This window comes from Kribbella sp. NPDC050820 (assembly GCF_040653975.1).
Classification (GTDB): domain Bacteria; phylum Actinomycetota; class Actinomycetes; order Propionibacteriales; family Kribbellaceae; genus Kribbella.
The window spans coordinates 326,361-345,329 of sequence record NZ_JBFAHB010000001.1 but is presented as its reverse complement, the minus strand read 5'-3'; the positions used below and the strand labels follow the sequence as shown (position 1 = coordinate 345,329).

Genomic DNA, 18,969 nt, shown 5'->3' with positions numbered 1-18,969 from the left:
CGCTCACTCCGCAGACGTGTCTGCGGACTTGTCGTCATCTGTGTTCTCCACCGGTACGCCGTCCTGCGCAGCGTCGGCCGGGAGCTGCTCGGTCGGCTCCGAGACGGCCACCCGGGCCGGACGCAGGACCCGCTCGCCGAGCCGGTACCCCGGCTGCATGACCATCGTCGCGGTCGGGCCGTCCACCTCGTCGGAGTAGTTGTGCAGCAGGGCCTCGTGGATGCGCGGGTCGAAGGGGTCGCCCTTCTCGCCGTACTTCACCAAGCCGAGCTTCTCGGTGACCCGCTCGAGCGACTCCGAGACCGCCTTGAAGGCGCCCTCCAGCTCACCCGCCTCGCGGGCCCGGCCGATGTCGTCCAGGATCCCGAGCAGCTCGGTCAGCACCGAGCCGATCACGAGCTCCCGGGACGCCTCCCGGTCGCGGTCCACCCGGCGCTTGTAGTTGACGTACTCGGCCTGCAGCCGCTGCAGGTCCGCCGTACGCTCGGCCAGCGCCTCGGTCAGCAGAGCCTCCTGCGCGGACGGGCCGATCAGGTCCGACGGGTCCCTCGGCGGCTGCGCGCCCGGGGTGCCCGGCATGCCCGGTGCGGCGCCGGCCGCGGGAGCGTCCGACAGGGACGGCTTCCGCAGCTCGCCGGTGTCCGGGTCGAGCCGGCGCTTGTCCCGGACGACGGGGTCACCGTCGCCGAACTCGCTGCCAGTCGGTCGATCCGTCACTTGTCCTCCGTCTTGTCCTGCGGCCGGTCCTCGTCCACGATCTCGGCGTCGACCACGTCGTCGTCGTTGCTCGTGGAGCTGTCGGAGGTCGAGGTGCTCTCGTCGGCGGAGCCGGAGCCGGCGGCCTGGGCGTTCGCGTACATCGCCGCGCCCATCTTCTGGCTGGACTGGGCGAGCTTCTCCGAGGCGGCCTTGATCACCTCGGCGTCGTCACCCTCGAGCGCCTTCTTCAGCTCGGCGACGCCGTCCTTGACCTCGGTCTTGACGTCGTCGGGGACCTTGTCCTCGTTCTCGGACAGGAACTTCTCGGTCTGGTAGACGAGGCTCTCGGCCTGGTTGCGGTTCTCGACCGCCTCCCGGCGCTTGTGGTCCTCCTCGGCGTACTGCTCGGCGTCGCGGACCATCCGGTCGATGTCGTCCTTCGGCAGCGCGGAACCGCCGGTGACGGTCATCCGCTGCTCCTTGCCGGTGGCCAGGTCCTTGGCGTTCACGTGCACGATGCCGTTCGCGTCGATGTCGAAGGTGACCTCGATCTGCGGCACGTTCCGCGGCGCCGGCGGCAGGCCGGTCAGCTCGAAGTTGCCCAGCGACTTGTTGTCCCGGGCCATCTCGCGCTCGCCCTGGTAGACCTGGATCATCACCGACGGCTGGTTGTCCTCGGCCGTGGTGAAGATCTCCGAGCCCTTGGTCGGGATCGTGGTGTTGCGCTCGATGATCTTGGTGAACACGCCGCCCTTGGTCTCGATGCCGAGGCTCAGCGGGGTCACGTCGAGCAGCAGGACGTCCTTGACCTCACCCTTCAGCACACCGGCCTGCAGGGAGGCCCCGACCGCGACGACCTCGTCCGGGTTCACGCCCTTGAACGCGTCCTTGCCGCCGGTCAGCTCCTTGACCAGGTCGGCCACCGCGGGCATCCGGGTCGAGCCGCCGACCAGGATGACGTGGTCGATCTTCGCCACGTCGATGCCGGCGTCCTTGATGACGGCCTTGAACGGGGCGCGGGCGCGCTCCAGCAGGTCGTTGGTCATCTTCTGGAACTCGGCCCGGGAGAGCTTCTCCTCCAGGTGCAGCGGGCCGGACTCGGTCAGGCTCAGGTACGGCAGGTGGATGGTCGTCTCGGCCGCGGCCGACAACTCGATCTTGGCCTTCTCGGCGGCCTCGGTGAGCCGCTGCATGGCCATTTTGTCACCGGACAGATCGGTGCCGTTCTTGTTCTTGAACTGCGTCACCAGCCACTGGACGATCCGGCTGTCCCAGTCGTCACCGCCGAGGTGGTTGTCACCGCTGGTCGCCTTCACCTCGAAGACGCCGTCGCCGATCTCCAGCAGGGACACATCGAACGTGCCACCACCGAGGTCGAAGACCAGGATGGTCTGCTCGTGACCTTTGTCCAAGCCGTACGCGAGCGCGGCCGCGGTCGGCTCGTTGACGATCCGGTGCACCTTCAGGCCGGCGATCTCACCGGCTTCCTTGGTCGCCTGGCGCTGGGCGTCGGTGAAGTACGCCGGCGTGGTGATGACCGCGTCGGTGACCTGCTCCCCGAGGTACGCCTCGGCGTCCCGCTTCAGCTTCTGCAGCACGAAGGCGCTGATCTGCTGCGCGGAGAACTTCTTACCGTCGATGTCCACGCTCCAGTTCTCGCCCATATGGCGCTTGACGGAGCGGATGGTGCGGTCGACGTTCGTGGTGGCCTGGCGCTTTGCCACCTCGCCGACCAGGACCTCGCCGTTCTTGGCGAAGGCCACCACCGAGGGCGTCGTGCGCGCTCCCTCGGCGTTGGGGATGACGGTGGGCTCGCCACCTTCCAGTACGGCGATGACGGAGTTCGTCGTACCGAGATCGATACCGACCGCGCGGGCCATGTGCTTACCTCCACGAAGTTGAGTGATGCGGACTCAATGTTGCCGTTCTGCCGCCCGGGTTTCAAATCCGTGACTGAACAAACTTGAGTACACCTGACTCAACATGGCATACGGCCGGGCCATTCCCAACCTCGACCCCCTGATTTCGGGGTCCAGGCCAGGGTGTGCCCAGGGCGACCCCTGCCGCGGCAAAGGCTTTCCGTGGGAGGGTGTAACCGTGAAGCTCCGCCCCATGACCTCCGCTGACGACACCGCGGTTCTCGCCCTGAACGCCGCCGCGGAGGGCCTGGTCGAGCCTCTCGGTCCGGACCGCCTGGACTGGCTGCGGCTGATCGCCGCACACGCCGCCGTGATCGACCTCGACGGCGAGGTGGCCGGGTTCGTCCTGACCTTCGCCCCCGGGTCCGCGCACGACGGCCTCGAGTTCCAGTGGTTCACCGAGACGTACGCCGACCGCTTCCTGCACCTGGACCGGATCGTGGTCGCCGAGCAGCACCGCCGTACCGGTATCGCGACCGCCGTCTACCGCGCGGTCGAGCGGTCCGCCAGGCCGTTCGACCGGCTGGTGTGCGGCATCAGGTCCGACCCGCCGGACATCGCCGGCCTCGCCTTCCACGCCGGTCGCGACTTCGTCGAGGTCGGCAAGCTCCGCCGCCCCGACGGGACCACCACGGCGCTCTGCTCGAAGGAGCTCGCCACCGACTAAATCGGGTGCGGGGCCGTCGAGGACCGGTCACCCTGGAGCCATGACCATCCAGGAGCGGTTGCGCGAGACCTTCGTCTGGCGGACGGATCGCAGCGTCTGAAGCAGCTACGCCGACGTCACCGGCTGGTGGCGCGACGCTGAGGTACTGCGTGATCTGGGCCCTGCGCTGGCCCGCCTGTACGACGTCACTCCGACGGTCGTGGTCGGTCCGGTGTCACGCGGGTCGATGCTCGGCGCGCTGACGGCGGCCGCACTGGGAGTCGGCTTCGTCGAGATCCGGAAGGACTGCGGCCCGGCAACGGACAGCGATCGCTGGATACAGCGGACGACCGGCCCGGACTACCAGGACCGACACGTCGTGTTCGGCTTCCGCCACGGCCTGGTCAAGTCCGGCGACCACGTCCTGATGGTCGACGACTGGGCAGACACCGGCGCCACCGCACTGGTAGCCCGCGCCCTCATCCAAGACTGCGGTGCCCACTGGATCGGCGCCGCCTGCATAGTCGACGCCCTAACCAACCCCCACCTACGCCACGACCTCCCCCTACGCGCCCTACTCGACGTACGGCGGTTGTAGCCCCGGACCGCCAGGCCATCACATTGACCAGCGGCCACCGCAGCCAAGCGCAAACTCTCGCGCGGATGCTGCGTTGTGATGGCCTGGCGGTCCGCCTGTGGATGACGCTCGGCGGATCCGGCCCGGCTTCGGCCATCATCTCGGCATGTCCGAGGTCCTCGACGTACTGCACCGGCGCGCGGGTACGGCGACGTTCGCGGAGCTTCGCGCCGTCGTCTCGGGTCGTGCCATCCGGGGAGCTCTGGCCGACGGCGCGATCCGGCGGATCGCCAAGGGCGTCTACGCCATTCCGCCGGATGCGGATCCGCTGGCCGCCGCACGTGCCCAGGGTGGGGTGGTGTCACACCTGAGCGCCGCCGTACTGCACGGCTTCGCGGCGCTCGAGTTGCCGAACAAGCCCCAGATCACCGTTCCGCGCGGTCAGCACCGCCGACTGAGCCCGATCGACTGTGACCTGCATTGGGCGGACGACGTCCCATCCGACGGCTGGTGCACCGGCAAGCTCCGAACGGTGCTGGACTGCGCACGCACTCTCGAGTTCGCCGCAGCCGTCACCGTCGCGGACTCGGCGCTGCGGCATGGCGCCGTGGATCGCTCCCAGCTGATGGTCGCGGCGGCTGAGCTCAGCGGTCCTGGCTCCCGGCGCGCCCGCCGAGTCGCGGCCGCCGCCGACGGCCGGGCGGAGTCGGCGTTGGAGTCCGCCCTCCGTTCCCTCCTGATCGAGGCGGGCATCGAAGGCTTCGAGCCTCAGGTCGTCGTTCAGGACGACCGCTTCTCCGCCCGGATCGATCTCGGCCACCGCGAGCTGCTGATTGCTCTGGAGGCGGACAGCTTCGCCCATCACGGCACGCGGCAGGCGCTCACCCGTGACTGCCGCCGGCACGTGAACCTCACCGTCCGCGGCTGGCGTCTGCTCCGCTTCTCGTGGGAGGACGTGATGTTCGACCCTCCGTGGGTGGTGGAGGTGGTTCGGCGGGCAGTGGCCGGATCTCCAGGCCATCACAATTCACGAAAGACAGCCGGCGTGAGTCGGCGTGGGCGACTGCTGCGACGATTGTGATGGCCTGGAGATCCGGCCCTCACCCCAGCCGCCCGCCCACGATCGTCTGGGTTACGAGCGGGACGCCCGGGCGGTAGGCGAGGTGGATGTAGGAGGGGGCGTCGAGGACGGCTAGGTCGGCGCGGGCGCCGGGGGTCAGGTGGCCGATGTCGGTGCGGCGGAGGGAGGCGGCGCCGCCGGCGGTTGCGGACCAGACGGCCTCGGCTGGGGTCATGTGCATCTCGCGGACGGCCAAGGCGATGCAGAAGGGCAAGGACGAGGAGTAGCCGGAGCCCGGGTTGCAGTCGGTGGCCAGGGCTACGGTCACTCCGGCGTCGATCAACCGCCGAGCATCCGGGTACGGCGACCGCGTGGAGAACTCGACCGCCGGAAGCAGCCCCGCGACGACCCCGGTCGAGGCGAGGCCGTCGATGTCGGCGTCGGTGAGGTAAGTGCAATGGTCCGCGGCCGCGGCGCCAACCTCGCAGGCCAACTGGACTCCCGGACCCTCGCCGAGCTGGTTGGCGTGGACCCGAGCCTGCAAGCCTTTCGCCTGTCCCGCGGTCAGGATCGCCCGCGCCTGGTCGCCGTCGAAGGCGCCGCGCTCGACGAACACGTCGACCCACTTCGCGTACTGCGCCGTTGCCTCGAGCATCGGCCCGGTCACGAGTGACACGTAGCCGGCCGGATCCTCGGCGTACTCAGCCGGTACGACGTGTGCCCCCAGATAAGTGGTCTCGTCGGTGAACTGACCGGCGATCTGCAACCCGCGCGCCTCGTCGGCGACCGTCAGCCCGTAGCCCGACTTGATCTCGACCGTCGTCGTGCCCTGCCGGCGCATCTCGGTCACCAGCCGCGCCACGTTGGCGGTCAGCACCTCGTCCGTGGCCTGCCGGGTCGCCGCGACCGTCGTCCGGATCCCGCCCGCGGAGTACGGCGTACCGGTCATCCGGGCGGCGAACTCCTCGGCCCGGTCGCCGGCGAACACCAGGTGCGCGTGCGAGTCGACGAAGCCCGGGATCACCGCCCGGCCACCCAGGTCGACAGCCTGATCGGCGGCCGGAGCCTCGCGCCGAGCACCCACCCAAGCGACCTTGCCGCCCTCGACCACCAGCGCCGCGTCCCGCACCTCGCCGAGCAGGTCGCCCCGCGCCGGGTCGTTGGTCACCAGCGAACCGATACCGGTCAGCAGCAGCGAGCTCATTCGGTCACCGCCTCGATCGCCGCCGCCAGCTCACCGGCCACGTCCAGCTTCAGGTGATTGCCCTGCGCAACTATCTGGCGTCCACCCACCACGACGTCGGTCACATCAGCCGCCGAGGCGGCGAAAACGGCTGTCTCCACAGTGTTTCCGGTCCCCGCCGTACGCACGCTGTCCAGCCGTACGGCGACCAGGTCCGCCCGAGCGCCGACCTCGATCACCCCCGCGTCCTCGAAGCCGAGCGACCGGTGCCCGTCGGCAGTCGCCGCCTTGAGGAGCTCGGCGGCGGACCAGTGGCCGCGCTCGTGGGAGGCGAGCCGCTCGTCGAGCTCCACCGCGCGCATCTCCTCGAACAGGTCGATCACCGCGTGGCTGTCCGACCCGAGCGTCAACGGCGACCCGGCGTCACGCAACGCCGACGACGGTCCGATGCCGTCGGCAAGGTCGCGCTCGGTGGTCGGGCAGAAGCACGAGTACGTCGCCGAGTTGCCGAGCAGACCCACATCGACGTCGGTGAGGTGGGTCGCGTGGACAGCGCTCGTCCGGCCGCTGAGGAAGCCGGTCTCGTCGAGGACCTGGGCCGGCGTACGACCGTAGGCGTCCAGGCAGGCAGCGTTCTCGCCGACTTGCTCGGACAGGTGGATGTGCAGGGGTGCGTCGGGCAGGGCGGCGGCGACTGCGCCGAGTTGCTCGTGCGGCACACCTCGGATCGAGTGCGCCGCCGTACCGATTACTACGTCGTCGGCGCCGGCCAGCAGCGAGACCCGGGAGGCCCAGGCTGCGGCGTCGCCGTCGCTGAAGCGTTGCTGGATGGAGTTGAGCGGCTGGTCGATCCCGCCGGCGACGTAACACGTGTCCAGCAGGGTGATCCGAAGGCCGGTGTCGCGGGCGGCGGCGATCAGCGCCGTACCCATGGCGTTCGGGTCGTCGTAGTGGCGTCCGCCCGGAGCGTGGTGCAGGTAGTGGAACTCGCCGACGGCGGTGATCCCGGCCAGCACCATCTCGCCGTACACGGCGCGGGCGAGGCGGTAGTACGACTCGGGGGTGAGCATCGACGCGACGGCGTACATCTGCTCGCGCCAGGTCCAGAACGTGCCGCGCTCGGTCTGCGTGCGGCCGCGCAGGGCGCGGTGGAAGGCGTGGCTGTGGCAGTTCGCGAGGCCGGGCAGCACGAGTCCGTTCAGCCGGATCGCGTCGCCCGGGTCCGCGTCGGCCTCGACCGCGGTGAAGCGTCCGTCGGCGATCGTCACCAGCACCCGCTCGGCGACCCCGGACGGCAGCAGGGCGCGCGAGCACCAGTACGACGTCACTTCGCGAGATCCTTCAGTACGGCGGCCAGCGCGTCCACGCCGGCCAGGCAGTCGTCCATCTCGGCGTGCTCGGCCGGCGAGTGCGAGATGCCGGTCGGGTTGCGCACGAACAGCATCGCGGTCGGGATCCCGGCGGCCGAGAACACGCCGGCGTCGTGGCCGGCGCCGGTCGGCAGGACGGGGGCGCCGTCGAGTACGTCGACGAGGCGGTCGCGCAGACCGGCCGGGAAGTCGACGATCGGCGACACGGACTCGGGGACGACCTCGAGCGTCGTACCGTCTCGTTCTGCTCTTTCCGTCGCTTGCTTGGTGATTGCCGCGAGCAACGACTCCAGAGTGGCCTGGTCGGCGGCCCGGGCGTCGAGCCAGGCGGTGACCTGCGACGGTACGGCGTTGGTGCCGTTGGGCTCGACGGAGAGCCGGCCGAAGGTCGCGCGGGCTCCGGCCAGGCGGGCCTGTTTGTTGGCGGCCAGCGCGGTCATCGCATAGGTGAGCATCGGGTCGTGCCGGTCCTCCATCAGCGTGGTGCCGGCGTGGTTGGCCTCACCGCCGAACGTGAACCGGTACCGCCCGTGCGGCCAGATCGAGCTCGCCACCCCGACCGGAGCGGTCAGCCCGCGCCCCTGCTCGACGTGCAACTCGACGAACGTTCCCATCTTCTGCAGCAACGGCGACGGCCCGACTCCTGCCGGATCAATCCCCGCCTCCTCCAACGCTGCCGCCAACGTCACCCCGGCCCGATCCGTCAACGCCAGTGCGCGCTCCGGCGGCAACACTCCCGCCGCCACCCGGGACCCCAGACAAGGCATCCCGAACCGCGACCCTTCTTCCTCCACGAACGCACCCACCCCGATCGGCACCGAAGGCACAAACCCCTCAGCCCGCAACCGATCAACAGCAGCAAGCGCGCTCACAACCCCCAACGGCCCATCAAAAGCACCCCCATCGATCACCGAGTCGAGGTGACTCCCGGTCACCACGCCAGACTCACCAGGGGGACCCCACCACGCGATGAGGTTGCCGATGCCGTCCGATTCGAGGGTCAGGTTGCGGGCGGCGCACTGGTCGGTGAACCAGTGCGTCGCCTCGCGTTCGGTGGGGGTCCAGCCGCCTCGGTGGTAGCCGCCGGTGTCGGGGCTGCGGCCGATGGCGGACTGGGACGCCCACAGGGATTCGAAGCTCAAGACAGCGGGTTCTTCGACAGCCAGTCCTTGGCGACCGCGTTCGGCGACTCCTTGCCGACGTCGATCCGCTTCACCATGTCGGTCAGCGCCTCCGTGGTCAGCTTGGCCGAGACCGCGTTCAGCGCGGCCGCGACGTCGTCCGACTTGTGGTCGGTGCGGATCAGCGGAACGATGTTGTTCGGCGGCAGGATGTTCTCCGGGTCCTCCAGCTGGACCAGGTTGTTGTCCTTGATCAGCGCCTGGGTGGTGAAGAAGTTCGACACCTGGATCTGGTCGTCCAGCAGCGCCTTCAGGCTCAGCGGACCACCGGCGTCCAGCGTCTTGTACTCCTTGCCGAACTCGACGCCGTACTTCTCCTTCAGGCCCTTCAGCCCGGCGTCGCGCACCTTGAACTCGGAGCTACCGCCCGCGGCCATGTCCTTGGCGACGTCCTTCAGGTCGCCGAGCGACTTCAGGCTGTACTTGTCCGCGGTCGCCTTGGTCACCACGATGGTGTCCTCGTCGGCGGCCGGCGACTTCTCCAGCACCTCCAGCCCGGACGGCAGGGACGCCTTCAGGGCGTCGTACGTCGCCTGGTCCTCGGTCTCGGTGGCGTCGGTCTTGAAGTAGTGCAGCGCGGCGCCGGTGTACTCCGGCAGCAGGTCGACCGAGCCGTCCTTGATCGCGGCCATGTAGGTCTCGCGGTTGCCGATGTTCGGCTTCTGCTTGACCTCGATGCCCTTCGCTGCCAGCGCCTGGCCGTAGATCTCCGCGAGCAGCTGGCTCTCGGAGAAGTCGGCGGACCCGACGGTGAGGCTGGTGACCTTCTCCGGCGCGGGCGAGGAACCCGCGTCGCTGTCGCCCAGCTGATCGCCCCCACCCCCACAGCCGGCCAGGCCGAGCACGGCCACCCCGGCGATCGCAGTACGGATGAGCGTGGATCTCAACACGAGAGCCTCCAGTGTCTCGTCAGCCACCGGCCGCTGCCGGCGGATGTTTCGATGGGGCGGATGATCTTTGGCAAGTTCATCAGGTACGTCGGACAGTTCAGTCGGTCTTGAGCCCGTCGGACACGGCGACCCGGCCGAAAAGGGCGAACATCACGTCGAGCAGGATGGCGAGCAGGGCGACCAGCAGGGCGCCGGTGAACATCTGCGGGAAGTCGCGGAGCTTCAGCCCGTCGACCACGTAGCGACCGAGGCCGCCGAGGGACACGAGCGCGGCGATCGTCGCGGTCGAGACGATCTGCAGCGTCGCGCCGCGCAGGCCGGAGATGATCAGCGGCATCGCGATCGGGATCTCCACCTTGGTCAGGATCTCGCGTCCGGTCATGCCCATCCCCCGGGCGGCGTCGATCGTGGCCGGATCGACACCGGACAGACCGGCGTACGTCGAGGCCAGGATCGGCGGGATTCCGAGCGCGACCAGCGCGATCAGGACCGGCAGGAAGCCGATCTGGTCGGTCAGCAGCACCGCGATCATCAGCAGTCCGAGGCTCGGTAGCGCCCGGGCCGCGTTGCCCAGGTTGATCGCCAGGAAGGCCCCGCGCCGGGTGTGGCCGATCCGCAGCCCCACCGGCAACGCGATCGCCGCGGACAGCCCGAGAGCGGCAAACGTGTACCAGATGTGCTCGAGGATCCGGGCCCAGATCCCTTCCGGACCGGACCAGTTGAAGGGGTCGCTCAGGTATTCCCACATGTCAGGCCACCTCCACCGGCGGTGCGGCGATCACGCGGGACCACGGTGTGAGGATCCGCTGCAGACCGACGAGGATCAGGTCTGCGAGCAGCGCCAGCAGCAGCGAGAGCACCACGCCCACCACGACCGGAGTGAGGAAGTCCCGCTGGAAACCCAAGGTGAACAACTCACCCAGTCCGCCGATCCCGATCACCGCGCCGACGCTCACCATCGAGATGTTCGCGACGGTGACGACGCGCAGTCCCGCGAAGATCACCGGTACCGCGATCGGCAGATCGACCGCGACGAGTCGGTGCAGGGAGCCGTAGCCGACCGCGATCGCGGACTGCCGGACGTCGGGTGGCACTGAGCGCAATCCGTCGATCACGTTCCGGATCAGCAGCGAGACCGTATAGATGGTCAGCGCCACGACGATGTTGACCGGGGACAGCACTTTGGTGCCGAGGATCGCCGGCAACACGATGAACAGCGCGATCGAGGGCAGTGAGTACAGCACGCCGCCGAACGCGATCAACGGGTTTGCCAGCCAGGAGAAGCGGGTCGCCACGTAGCCGAGCGGCAGCGAGATCAGCAGTCCGAGAACGACCGGAATGATCGCCAGGTAGATGTGCTCGCGCAGCTGTTCCCAGATCAGGTCGAGGTTGTCGGCCACCCAGGTCATGATCGGAGTGCCTCTGCGACGATCGACTGGTCGACGACTCCGACTGCCCTGCCGGCGGCGTCGACGCAGACGCCCCAGCCGCTCGGCGAGGTCAGTACGGCGTCCAGCGCGGCACGCAACGAGTCACCCCGCTGGAAGACGGCGCCGATCGGCTGGATCTCGTGATCGTTCCGCCAGCCGACCGGCTTGTTGTCGTCGTCCAGCACGAGATCCGGCGGCAACGGCTTGAGCGGCAGCTCGTCGGGCTGGACGAAGGTGAGCGCGCGGTAGCCGCGGTCCTGCCCGACGAAGCCGCGGACGAAGTCGTCGACCGGGTTCGCAAGCAGGTCGGACGGCGGCGCGAACTGGGCCAGCTTGCCGCCGACCCGCAGTACCGCGACGTTGTCGCCGAGCTTGATCGCCTCGTCGATGTCGTGGGTGACGAACACGATCGTCTTGCCGATGTCGCGTTGCAGGCGGAGCAGCTCCTCCTGCAACTGGTGGCGGACGATCGGGTCGACGGCGCTGAACGGCTCGTCCATCAGCATGATCGCCGGGTCGGCCGCCAGCGCCCGCGCAACGCCGACTCGTTGCTGCTGGCCACCAGACAACTGGGCCGGGTACCGCTCGGCCAGCTTCACGTCCAGGCCGACCCGCTCGAGCAGCTCCATCGCGGTGGCGCGGGTCTTGCGCTTGTCCCAGCCGAGCAGCTTGGGCACGGTGGCGATGTTGTCCACGACCGTCTTGTGCGGGAACAGCCCGGCGTGCTGGATCACGTACCCGATCCCGCGCCGCAGCGTCACCGGGTCCTTGCCCTTGATGTCCTCGCCGTCGATCGAGATCGTTCCGCTGGTGCGCTCGATGGTGCGGTTGATCATCCGCAACGACGTGGTCTTGCCACAGCCCGAAGGCCCGACGAACACGGTGATCTGACCGCTCGGGATCTGCAGGGACAGCTTGTCGACGGCGACGGTGCCGTCCGGATACTGCTTGGTGACGTCCTCGAACTCGATCATGGCGCCCCTTCGCGCTCGTCGTCGGTCGCCCGATCGACCCTAGCGGAACGAGAGACCGAAGCCACGCGATTCTCATTCCCGGGAAAGTGCACCGTAACAATAGACAATGTCACGGTCGCACTCTGCGATCAGACCTCCTGCATCGGAACTCTGACTCCCCGTTCGGCCGCAACCTCTGCTGCCTTGTCGTACCCGGCGTCGACGTGCCGGATGACACCCATCGCCGGGTCGTTGGTGAGCACCCGCTCCAGCTTCTGCCGGGCCAACTCGGTGCCATCGGCAACCGATACCTGGCCGGCGTGGATGGACCGGCCGATGCCGACGCCGCCGCCGTGGTGGATCGACACCCACGACGCGCCGCTGGCCACGTTCACCATCGCGTTCAGCAACGGCCAGTCCGCGATCGCGTCCGAGCCGTCCAGCATTCCCTCGGTCTCCCGGTACGGCGACGCGACGCTGCCGGTGTCCAGGTGGTCCCGGCCGATCACGATCGGCGCCTCGAGCTCGCCGGCCGCGACCATCTCGTTGAACCGGACCCCGGCCTTGTCCCGCTCACCCTGGCCGAGCCAGCAGATCCGGGCCGGCAGCCCCTGGTACGCGACCCGCTCGCCGGCCATCTTGATCCACCGGGTCAGGTGCTCGTTGTCCGGGAACAGGTCGAGGATGGCCTGGTCGGTCCTGGCGATGTCGGCCGGGTTGCCGGACAGCGCCGCCCACCGGAACGGGCCCTTTCCCTCGCAGAACAAGGGCCGGATGTACGCCGGCACGAAGCCCGGGAACTCGAACGCGCGCGAGTACCCGGCCTTGCGGGCCTCGTCGCGGATCGAGTTGCCGTAGTCGAACACCTCGGCGCCCGCGTCCTGGAAGCCGACCATCGCGGCGACGTGCCGGGCCATCGAGGCCTGTGCGCGCTCGGTGAATCCGGCCGGGTCCTTCTCCCGTGCGGTCGCCCAGTCGTCGAACTCGATCCCGACCGGCAGGTACATCAGCGGGTCGTGCGCCGAGGTCTGGTCGGTGACGATGTCGATCGGGGCGCCCAGTTCCAGCAGCTCCGGCACGATCACGGCAGCGTTGCCCAGGACACCGATCGACAGCGGCCGCCGGGCCTTCTTGGCCTCCTCGGCCAGCCGCAGCGCCTCCTCCAGCGAGCCGGCCCGGACGTCGAGGTACCGGTGCTCGATCCGCCGGTCGATTCGCGAGGAGTCGACGTCGATGCAGATCGCCACACCGTCGTTCATCGTCACCGCCAGCGGCTGGGCGCCGCCCATCCCGCCGAGCCCGGCGGTCAGCGTGATGGTGCCGGCCAACGAGCCGCCGAACTTCTTCTCGGCCACCGCGCCGAACGTCTCGTAGGTGCCCTGCAGGATGCCCTGGGTGCCGATGTAGATCCACGAGCCGGCCGTCATCTGGCCGTACATCGTGAGGCCCATCGCCTCCAGCTTGCGGAACTCCTCCCAGGTGGCCCAGTCGCCGACCAGGTTCGAGTTCGCGATCAGCACCCGCGGCGCCCACTCGTGCGTCTGCATCACGCCGACCGGGCGGCCGGACTGCACCAGCATGGTCTCGTCGTCCTTCAGCGTGGTCAGGGTCCGCACCATCGCGTCGAAGGAGTTCCAGTCCCGGGCCGCCTTGCCGGAACCGCCGTACACGACCAGTTCGTCGGGGTGCTCGGCGACCTCGGGGTCGAGGTTGTTCTGCAGCATCCGCAGCGCGGCCTCCTGCTGCCAGCCGCGGGCGGTCAGGGTGGTGCCGCGGGGTGCGCGCACAGGACGGGGTCCGGACATGGGTGATCCAGCCTTTCTAGGAGAGCGGGCCGGTGACGGCCTCGGTCGCGTGGATATAGGTGCCGTCAGCAACAAGGCGGACGGAGTGCTCGATCTCGGGGGCCAGGTGCCGGTCGGTGCCCGGCCCCTCGACGTACTCCCGGAGGGCGGTCCGGACGGCGGCGGTGGCCGGCGCCGGGGTGAGCGGCGCGCGCAGGTCGAGCGCCCGCGCGGCGGTCAGGATCTCGACGGCGAGGACGCGCTGCAGCCCGTCGATCGCCTTGCGCAGCTTGCGTGCGGCCGACCAGCCCATCGAGACGTGGTCCTCCTGCATCGCGCTGCTCGGGATGGAGTCCACGCTGGCCGGTACGGCGAGCCGCTTGAGCTCGGACACGATCGCGGCCTGCGTGTACTGCGCGATCATGTGACCGCTGTCGACCCCGGGGTCGTCGGCCAGGAACGCGTTCAGCCCGTGGTTCCGGGCGACGTCGAGGAAGCGGTCGGTACGGCGTTCGCTGATGCTGGCCAGGTCCGCGACGGCGATCGCGAGGAAGTCGAGCACGTAACCGACCGGAGCACCGTGGAAGTTGCCGTTCGACTCGACCCGGCCGTCCGGAAGCACGACCGGGTTGTCGATCGCGGCGGCGAGCTCGTGGTCGGCGACCGTGGCCGCGTGCGCCGCGGTGTCGCGAGCGGCGCCGTGCACCTGCGGCGAACAACGCAGCGAGTAGGCGTCCTGGACCCGGTTGCACTCGGGACCGCGGTGGCTCGCGACGATCGCGCTGTCCGCGAGGATCGCGCGCAGGTTCGCCGCGGACGAACGCTGGCCGGGATGCGGCCGGAGCGCCTGCAGGTCGTCGGCGAACACCCGGTCGGTGCCGAGCTGCGCCTCGACGCTCATCGCGGCGGCGAGGTCGGCGGTCTTGAACAGCCGGTCGAGGTCGGCCAGCGCGAGCACCAGCATGCCGAGCATGCCGTCGGTGCCGTTGATCAGCGCGAGCCCTTCCTTCTCCGCGAGTACGACGGGAGTCAGGCCGTGGGTCCGCAATGCGTCGCCGGCATCCAGAAGGTTGCCTTCGGCATCGCGTACGAAACCCTCACCCATCACCGCGAGCGCGACGTGCGACAGCGGCGCGAGGTCACCGGAACAGCCGAGGCTGCCGTACTCGTGCACCACCGGAGTCAGGTTGGCGTTGAGGAGACCGGCGTACGCCTGGGCCGTCTCGACCTTCACGCCGGTTCGGCCGGTCGCGAGCGTCGACAGCCGGAGCAAGGCGAGGGCGCGGACGACCTCGGTCTCCACCTCGGGCCCGGAGCCGGCCGCGTGCGACCGGACCAGGCTGCGCTGCAACTGCGCCCGCAACTCCGGCGCGATGTGCCGGGTCGCGAGAGCGCCGAAACCGGTCGAGACCCCGTAGTGCGGGGTGTCCGCGTGCGCCAGGGCCTCGATCGCGGCCCGCGACTTCGCGATCTCCTCGAGCGCCTGGTCGCCGATCCGCACCCGGGCGCCGTGCCGTGCCACCGCCACGACGTCGGCCGCGGTCAGCGGCCCGACGCCGACGACTATCTCGTTCTGCTCATCCACCCGATCATTGCACCGCGCTACACGGACAACCGACAGCAGCGCCAGGCACTTTCTGTCTCGGATCTGAGACACGTCGATGGACCGCCCGACACATAGAGTGAAGGAATGGTGTTCGAGATCCGGCCGGCCCGGCCGGAGGACGCGGTGGGGATCGCCCAAGTCTGGGCAGCCACGATGCCGCAACTGGTCAAGACGGCCCGCGGGATCGAGGCGCAACTGCGAACCGGCAAGAGCCAGGTGGTCCTGGTCGCAGTGGACGGCCGGGACGTGGCCGGTTTCGGGACCGTCTACCTGCCCGACCCGGACGAACGAGGCCCACGGGTCCGGATCGCCGTACAGGTCCCGCCGGCGGCGCGAAGGCGCGGCATCGGCAGCGCGCTGGCCGAGGCGGTCGGTGCCGAAGCGGTGAAGGCGGGCGCGGTCGCGTTGCTGGTCGTCGTCGCGGACGAGGCCGAGTCGAAGCAGTTCGCGACCCGGAGAGGGTTCACCATCGGCCGCCGGATGTCCCAGTCCCGAGCCGATCTGAGCGCCGTACCGCCGCCGGCCGCCCTACCTGCCGGGCTGCGCCTGGCCGACTACGACCAGGTCGATCCGCGGGCACTGTGGCAGGCGGTCGTCGCGGTCACCGGCGGCGATCCGAGCGGGCTGTCGTTCTCGCTGCCGTACGACGAATGGCTGGCCGTCGACTGGGGACACCCGGATCTCCGGCGCGATCTCAGCTTCGCCGTGCTCGACGGCGACACCGTGCTGTCGTTCGTCACCACGACGGCCGACCCGGACCGGAAGGTGATCTGGTCGAACCTGACCGGCACCGTTTCGTCCGCGCGCGGCCGCGGGCTGGCGAAAGTGGTGAAGTCGGCCGCGCTGGCGCGGGCCCGGGACGCGGGCTTCGTCGTTGCGTACACCGGCAACGACGCGGGGAACGCCCCGATGCTCGCAGTGAACACCTGGCTCGGCTACGAAGTGTCGTCGAGCGCCTGGACCGCGGAGAAGGCCCTGTGACTCGAATCGTTCTGTCCCTCACGTTCTTCGGCGTCCTCGCGGTGGTGGTCGGGATCCTCACGTCCGGCGACGACCAGGACATCGACTGGGCGATCACCGGCAGCCTGTTCGGGGTCGCGCTGGCCGGCGAGGGAGTCCGGCAGTGGCTGCGCCGCAGCCGCGCCAAGTCCCGGGAATCGTCCGGAATCTGAGACTTCGCGGTTACGCTGCCGTTGTGAGCGGCAACGTTCCCGCCTCGACCCGCACGCTGCGGGTCCTGACGTTCCTGGCCACCCAGCCCGGACCGGTGCCGATGGAGCGCATCGCCTCCGCGGTCGGCCTGCCGCGCTCGTCGACGTACCACTTGCTGCGAGCAATGATCGATGAGGGCTTCGTGGTGCACCTGCCCGAGGAGAAGCGGTACGGGCTCGGCGTGGCGGCGTTCGAGATCGGGTCGGCGTACCTGCGGCATGATCCGCTGGAGCGGTTGGCTCGGCCGTTGCTCGTTCAGTTGGTGGCTGAGGTGGGTCAGACTGCGCATCTCGGCGTACTGCACGGGCGGGAGCTCGTCTACCTGCTGAAGGAGCAGCCGCCGCGGCCGGTGACGCTCGTGACGGATGTCGGCGTACGCCTCCCCGCGACGCTGACCGCGTCGGGGCGCGCGCTGCTCGCCGAGCTGCCGGCGGCTCAGGTACGGGCGTTGTTCCCCAACCCGGAGAGTTTCGTACGGCGGACGGACCTGGGACCGCAGACGCTCACCCAACTGCGGCGCCTGCTGGCCGACGAGAAGCGCCAGGGCTTCGCGCTCGAGGACTCCTTCATCAGCCCCGGCTTCTCCTCGGTCGCCAGCGCAGCCGTCGACCACGCCGGCCACCCCGTCGCCGCCATCAGCATCACCTTCCGCACCGACGTCGTACCACCCACCGACCGCCGCCTCCTCGCCCACAAAACCCGCCAGGCCGCCACCGCGCTGACCCGGCGGCTCCACGGGTAGTCCCCCGCGCGTGGTCGGGCCAGCCCGCGGTCCTGCTGCCGGAGCGTGGACACGTCGTGGCGGGACGCGGTCGTCGCGGCGGGCTCGGGGGCGTCACGGCAACTGAGTGGGGCTAGCACCACCTCGGGTGGGGACGTGGGGTGACTGTGTGGGGGGCGGTTGGGCGGAAGGGTTGAGGTCTGCCGGACGTCTAGGAGGAGACCGTGGTGCGTGGTGTGGTTGCGTTGGTTGGGGCTGTTGGGGTCGGGGCTGTGGGGATGGTGCCTGCGGCGGCCGGTGGTGGGGAGGTTGTGCGGACGGAAGGTGGGTTGGTTCGGGGGATGGTCCAGGAGGATGTGCGGACCTTTCGGGGGATTCCGTACGCGGCGCCTCCGGAGCGGTGGCGGTCGCCGCGGCCGGCCAGGCCCTGGGAGGGGATACGCGACGCGACGGAGCACGCAGACAGCTGTGCGCAGCCTGAGCATCCGGTTGGCATGGCGAGCACAAATGAGGACTGCCTGTATCTGGACGTGACGACGCCGAGGAGCGACGGGAAGAAGCGGCCGGTCGTCGTCTGGATTCATGGGGGCAGCTTCACCAACGGTGCCAACAGCGTGTACGGGCCCGACAGGTTCGCCGGCCGCGGTGAGGTTGTCGTGGTGCAGGTGCAATACCGGCTGGGCGCGTTCGGGTTTCTCGCCAGTCCGCTGCTCGGCGAGGACTCGGGCAACTACGGGCTGGAGGACCAGCAGGCCGCACTCCGCTGGGTCCGGCGGAACGCCCAGGCCTTTGGCGGTGATCCGCGGAACGTGACCGTGATGGGTGAGTCGGCCGGCGCCTACAGCGTCTGCGACCACCTGGCCTCCCCGACCGCGGCCGGGCTCTTCGATCGGGCGATCATCCAGAGCGGACCCTGCGCACAGGAGTACTCCGCCATCAACTACGCGGCACCCAGACCGCGATCAGTCGCGAACCACTACAGCAGCAACCTCGCGACCGAGCTGGGCTGCACCACTGCGGCCTGCATGAGAGCAATCCCCGCAGAAGAACTGCTCGCAGCGACCGCGGACGACGAGTTCGGTCCGGTGCTCGGTGGGCGTGTCCTCCCGCACCACCCGGCCAAGAAGATGGTCAACAACGTCCCGGTCTTGCACGCAGTCAACCACGACGAGGAGTCCGGTCGGTACGGCGCTCAAGAGGTCTTCGCCCAGCCGATCACGCAGGCGGAGTACGAAACCGCCGTACGCGAAACCTTCGGTGCCAAGGCAGACAAGATCCTGGCCGAGTACGCCGACGTCCGCCCCGCCGGCCGTGCCCTCGCGACCGTCATGACCGACTCGCACTGGTCCACCCCCGCCGCTAGGACCAACCGCATCCTGTCGACACGCATGCCGACGTACGCGGTTGAGTTCGCCGGCGAGGCGCCCTGGTACGCCGGGGCGCCCAAGCCGACCTGGCCCGTCGGCTCGCACCACCTGAGTGACGTCGCCTACTTCTTCGACCTGGCCGTCCTCGAGCCGCCGCAGCAGGAGTACGCCGACCAACTCATCACCACCTGGGCCGACTTCGCCCGCACCGGCACCACCCCCTGGCCGCGCACCCGCCCGGGCGACCGGACCGTCCAGTCCCTCACTCCGACCGGCACCACCCGGACCGACTTCGTCGCCGACCACCGGATCCGCTTCTGGCAGTGATCGACAACGTACGACGGCCCTCCGCGAAGCCACCTGACTTCGGG

18 protein-coding genes are annotated in these 18,969 nt (G+C 69.5%); 7 read left to right on the top strand and 11 right to left on the bottom strand.

Translation table 11 applies throughout. The features are described from left to right. Positions 1 to 3 precede the first annotated feature (3 nt). Together grpE and dnaK are read right to left on the bottom strand one after the other, a co-directional pair. Entirely contained in the window at positions 4 to 717 is a 714-nt protein-coding gene (grpE, locus tag AB0H36_RS01720) for a nucleotide exchange factor GrpE (RefSeq protein ID WP_360514715.1), read from the bottom strand. Beyond that, entirely contained in the window at positions 714 to 2,579 is a 1,866-nt protein-coding gene (gene dnaK, locus AB0H36_RS01715; protein WP_360514711.1) for a molecular chaperone DnaK, read from the bottom strand. The genes grpE and dnaK overlap by 4 nt, the downstream gene beginning before the upstream one ends. Before the next feature lie 232 nt (positions 2,580 to 2,811). On the opposite strand from dnaK, the gene AB0H36_RS01710 reads away from it, so the two are divergent. From AB0H36_RS01710 to AB0H36_RS01700, 3 genes are all read left to right on the top strand, one after another. Next, positions 2,812 to 3,285: a GNAT family N-acetyltransferase gene (locus tag AB0H36_RS01710; protein ID WP_360514708.1), complete on the top strand. Its 474-nt coding sequence runs from the start codon at positions 2,812 to 2,814 to the stop codon at positions 3,283 to 3,285. A 145-nt stretch (positions 3,286 to 3,430) separates the two neighbouring features. After that, positions 3,431 to 3,862 (top strand): phosphoribosyltransferase, encoded by a 432-nt coding sequence (locus AB0H36_RS01705; RefSeq protein WP_360515120.1) that lies wholly within the window; start codon positions 3,431 to 3,433, stop codon positions 3,860 to 3,862. A gap of 145 nt (positions 3,863 to 4,007) precedes the next feature. Beyond that, positions 4,008 to 4,922, top strand: a complete 915-nt coding sequence (locus AB0H36_RS01700) for a DUF559 domain-containing protein (RefSeq protein WP_360514705.1) — start codon at positions 4,008 to 4,010, stop codon at positions 4,920 to 4,922. 19 nt (positions 4,923 to 4,941) lie between these two features. On the opposite strand, the gene hutI is transcribed toward AB0H36_RS01700, so the two are convergent. The 9 genes from hutI to hutH form a co-directional block, all read right to left on the bottom strand. Continuing rightward, a complete protein-coding gene (gene hutI, locus AB0H36_RS01695; RefSeq protein ID WP_360514702.1) occupies positions 4,942 to 6,105 on the bottom strand; it encodes an imidazolonepropionase in 1,164 nt (387 codons plus the stop codon). Further along, entirely contained in the window at positions 6,102 to 7,412 is a 1,311-nt protein-coding gene (locus AB0H36_RS01690) for a formimidoylglutamate deiminase (RefSeq protein WP_360514699.1), read from the bottom strand. The genes hutI and AB0H36_RS01690 overlap by 4 nt, the downstream gene beginning before the upstream one ends. Beyond that, positions 7,409 to 8,596, bottom strand: a complete 1,188-nt coding sequence (locus tag AB0H36_RS01685; protein WP_360514696.1) for an allantoate amidohydrolase — start codon at positions 8,594 to 8,596, stop codon at positions 7,409 to 7,411. Before AB0H36_RS01685 ends, AB0H36_RS01690 begins: the two co-directional genes overlap by 4 nt. Then, positions 8,593 to 9,525, bottom strand: coding sequence for an ABC transporter substrate-binding protein (locus AB0H36_RS01680; RefSeq protein ID WP_360514693.1), 933 nt, complete (start codon positions 9,523 to 9,525; stop codon positions 8,593 to 8,595). The genes AB0H36_RS01685 and AB0H36_RS01680 overlap by 4 nt, the downstream gene beginning before the upstream one ends. A gap of 97 nt (positions 9,526 to 9,622) precedes the next feature. Further along, positions 9,623 to 10,273, bottom strand: coding sequence for an ABC transporter permease (locus AB0H36_RS01675; RefSeq protein ID WP_360514690.1), 651 nt, complete (start codon positions 10,271 to 10,273; stop codon positions 9,623 to 9,625). Position 10,274: 1 nt separating this feature from the next. Beyond that, positions 10,275 to 10,934: an ABC transporter permease gene (locus AB0H36_RS01670; RefSeq protein WP_360514687.1), complete on the bottom strand. Its 660-nt coding sequence runs from the start codon at positions 10,932 to 10,934 to the stop codon at positions 10,275 to 10,277. Continuing rightward, entirely contained in the window at positions 10,931 to 11,929 is a 999-nt protein-coding gene (locus AB0H36_RS01665; protein WP_360514684.1) for an ATP-binding cassette domain-containing protein, read from the bottom strand. Before AB0H36_RS01665 ends, AB0H36_RS01670 begins: the two co-directional genes overlap by 4 nt. Positions 11,930 to 12,057: 128 nt before the next feature. After that, entirely contained in the window at positions 12,058 to 13,713 is a 1,656-nt protein-coding gene (gene hutU, locus AB0H36_RS01660; protein ID WP_360514681.1) for a urocanate hydratase, read from the bottom strand. A gap of 16 nt (positions 13,714 to 13,729) precedes the next feature. Next, positions 13,730 to 15,277 (bottom strand): histidine ammonia-lyase, encoded by a 1,548-nt coding sequence (hutH, locus tag AB0H36_RS01655; protein ID WP_360514674.1) that lies wholly within the window; start codon positions 15,275 to 15,277, stop codon positions 13,730 to 13,732. A 105-nt stretch (positions 15,278 to 15,382) separates the two neighbouring features. Between hutH and AB0H36_RS01650 the strand changes: the two genes are divergently transcribed. From AB0H36_RS01650 to AB0H36_RS01635, 4 genes are all read left to right on the top strand, one after another. Beyond that, positions 15,383 to 16,279 carry a GNAT family N-acetyltransferase gene (locus AB0H36_RS01650; RefSeq protein WP_360514671.1) on the top strand — a complete coding sequence of 299 codons (897 nt, stop codon included), beginning with the start codon at positions 15,383 to 15,385 and terminating at the stop codon, positions 16,277 to 16,279. Continuing rightward, positions 16,276 to 16,470, top strand: a complete 195-nt coding sequence (locus AB0H36_RS01645) for a hypothetical protein (protein WP_360514668.1) — start codon at positions 16,276 to 16,278, stop codon at positions 16,468 to 16,470. The genes AB0H36_RS01650 and AB0H36_RS01645 overlap by 4 nt, the downstream gene beginning before the upstream one ends. 23 nt (positions 16,471 to 16,493) lie before the next feature. Beyond that, the gene (locus AB0H36_RS01640) at positions 16,494 to 17,252 is read left to right on the top strand and encodes an IclR family transcriptional regulator (protein WP_360514665.1); all 759 of its coding nucleotides are present in this window, start codon (positions 16,494 to 16,496) and stop codon (positions 17,250 to 17,252) included. A gap of 257 nt (positions 17,253 to 17,509) precedes the next feature. Further along, entirely contained in the window at positions 17,510 to 18,925 is a 1,416-nt protein-coding gene (locus AB0H36_RS01635) for a carboxylesterase family protein (protein ID WP_360515117.1), read from the top strand. The last annotated feature ends 44 nt before the right edge of the window (positions 18,926 to 18,969 follow it).

Bases quoted from the DNA above. Each gene is read 5' to 3' on its own strand.
- hutI (WP_360514702.1), bottom strand. From the start codon at position 6,105: ATGAGCTCGCTGCTGCTGACCGGTATCGGTTCGCTGGTGACCAACGAC.
- AB0H36_RS01675 (WP_360514690.1), bottom strand. From the start codon at position 10,273: ATGTGGGAATACCTGAGCGACCCCTTCAACTGGTCCGGTCCGGAAGGG.
- hutU (WP_360514681.1), bottom strand. From the start codon at position 13,713: ATGTCCGGACCCCGTCCTGTGCGCGCACCCCGCGGCACCACCCTGACC.
- AB0H36_RS01665 (WP_360514684.1), bottom strand. From the start codon at position 11,929: ATGATCGAGTTCGAGGACGTCACCAAGCAGTATCCGGACGGCACCGTC.
- AB0H36_RS01635 (WP_360515117.1), top strand. From the start codon at position 17,510: ATGGTGCCTGCGGCGGCCGGTGGTGGGGAGGTTGTGCGGACGGAAGGT.
- dnaK (WP_360514711.1), bottom strand. From the start codon at position 2,579: ATGGCCCGCGCGGTCGGTATCGATCTCGGTACGACGAACTCCGTCATC.
- AB0H36_RS01650 (WP_360514671.1), top strand. From the start codon at position 15,383: ATGGTGTTCGAGATCCGGCCGGCCCGGCCGGAGGACGCGGTGGGGATC.
- AB0H36_RS01700 (WP_360514705.1), top strand. From the start codon at position 4,008: ATGTCCGAGGTCCTCGACGTACTGCACCGGCGCGCGGGTACGGCGACG.
- AB0H36_RS01710 (WP_360514708.1), top strand. From the start codon at position 2,812: ATGACCTCCGCTGACGACACCGCGGTTCTCGCCCTGAACGCCGCCGCG.
- AB0H36_RS01670 (WP_360514687.1), bottom strand. From the start codon at position 10,934: ATGACCTGGGTGGCCGACAACCTCGACCTGATCTGGGAACAGCTGCGC.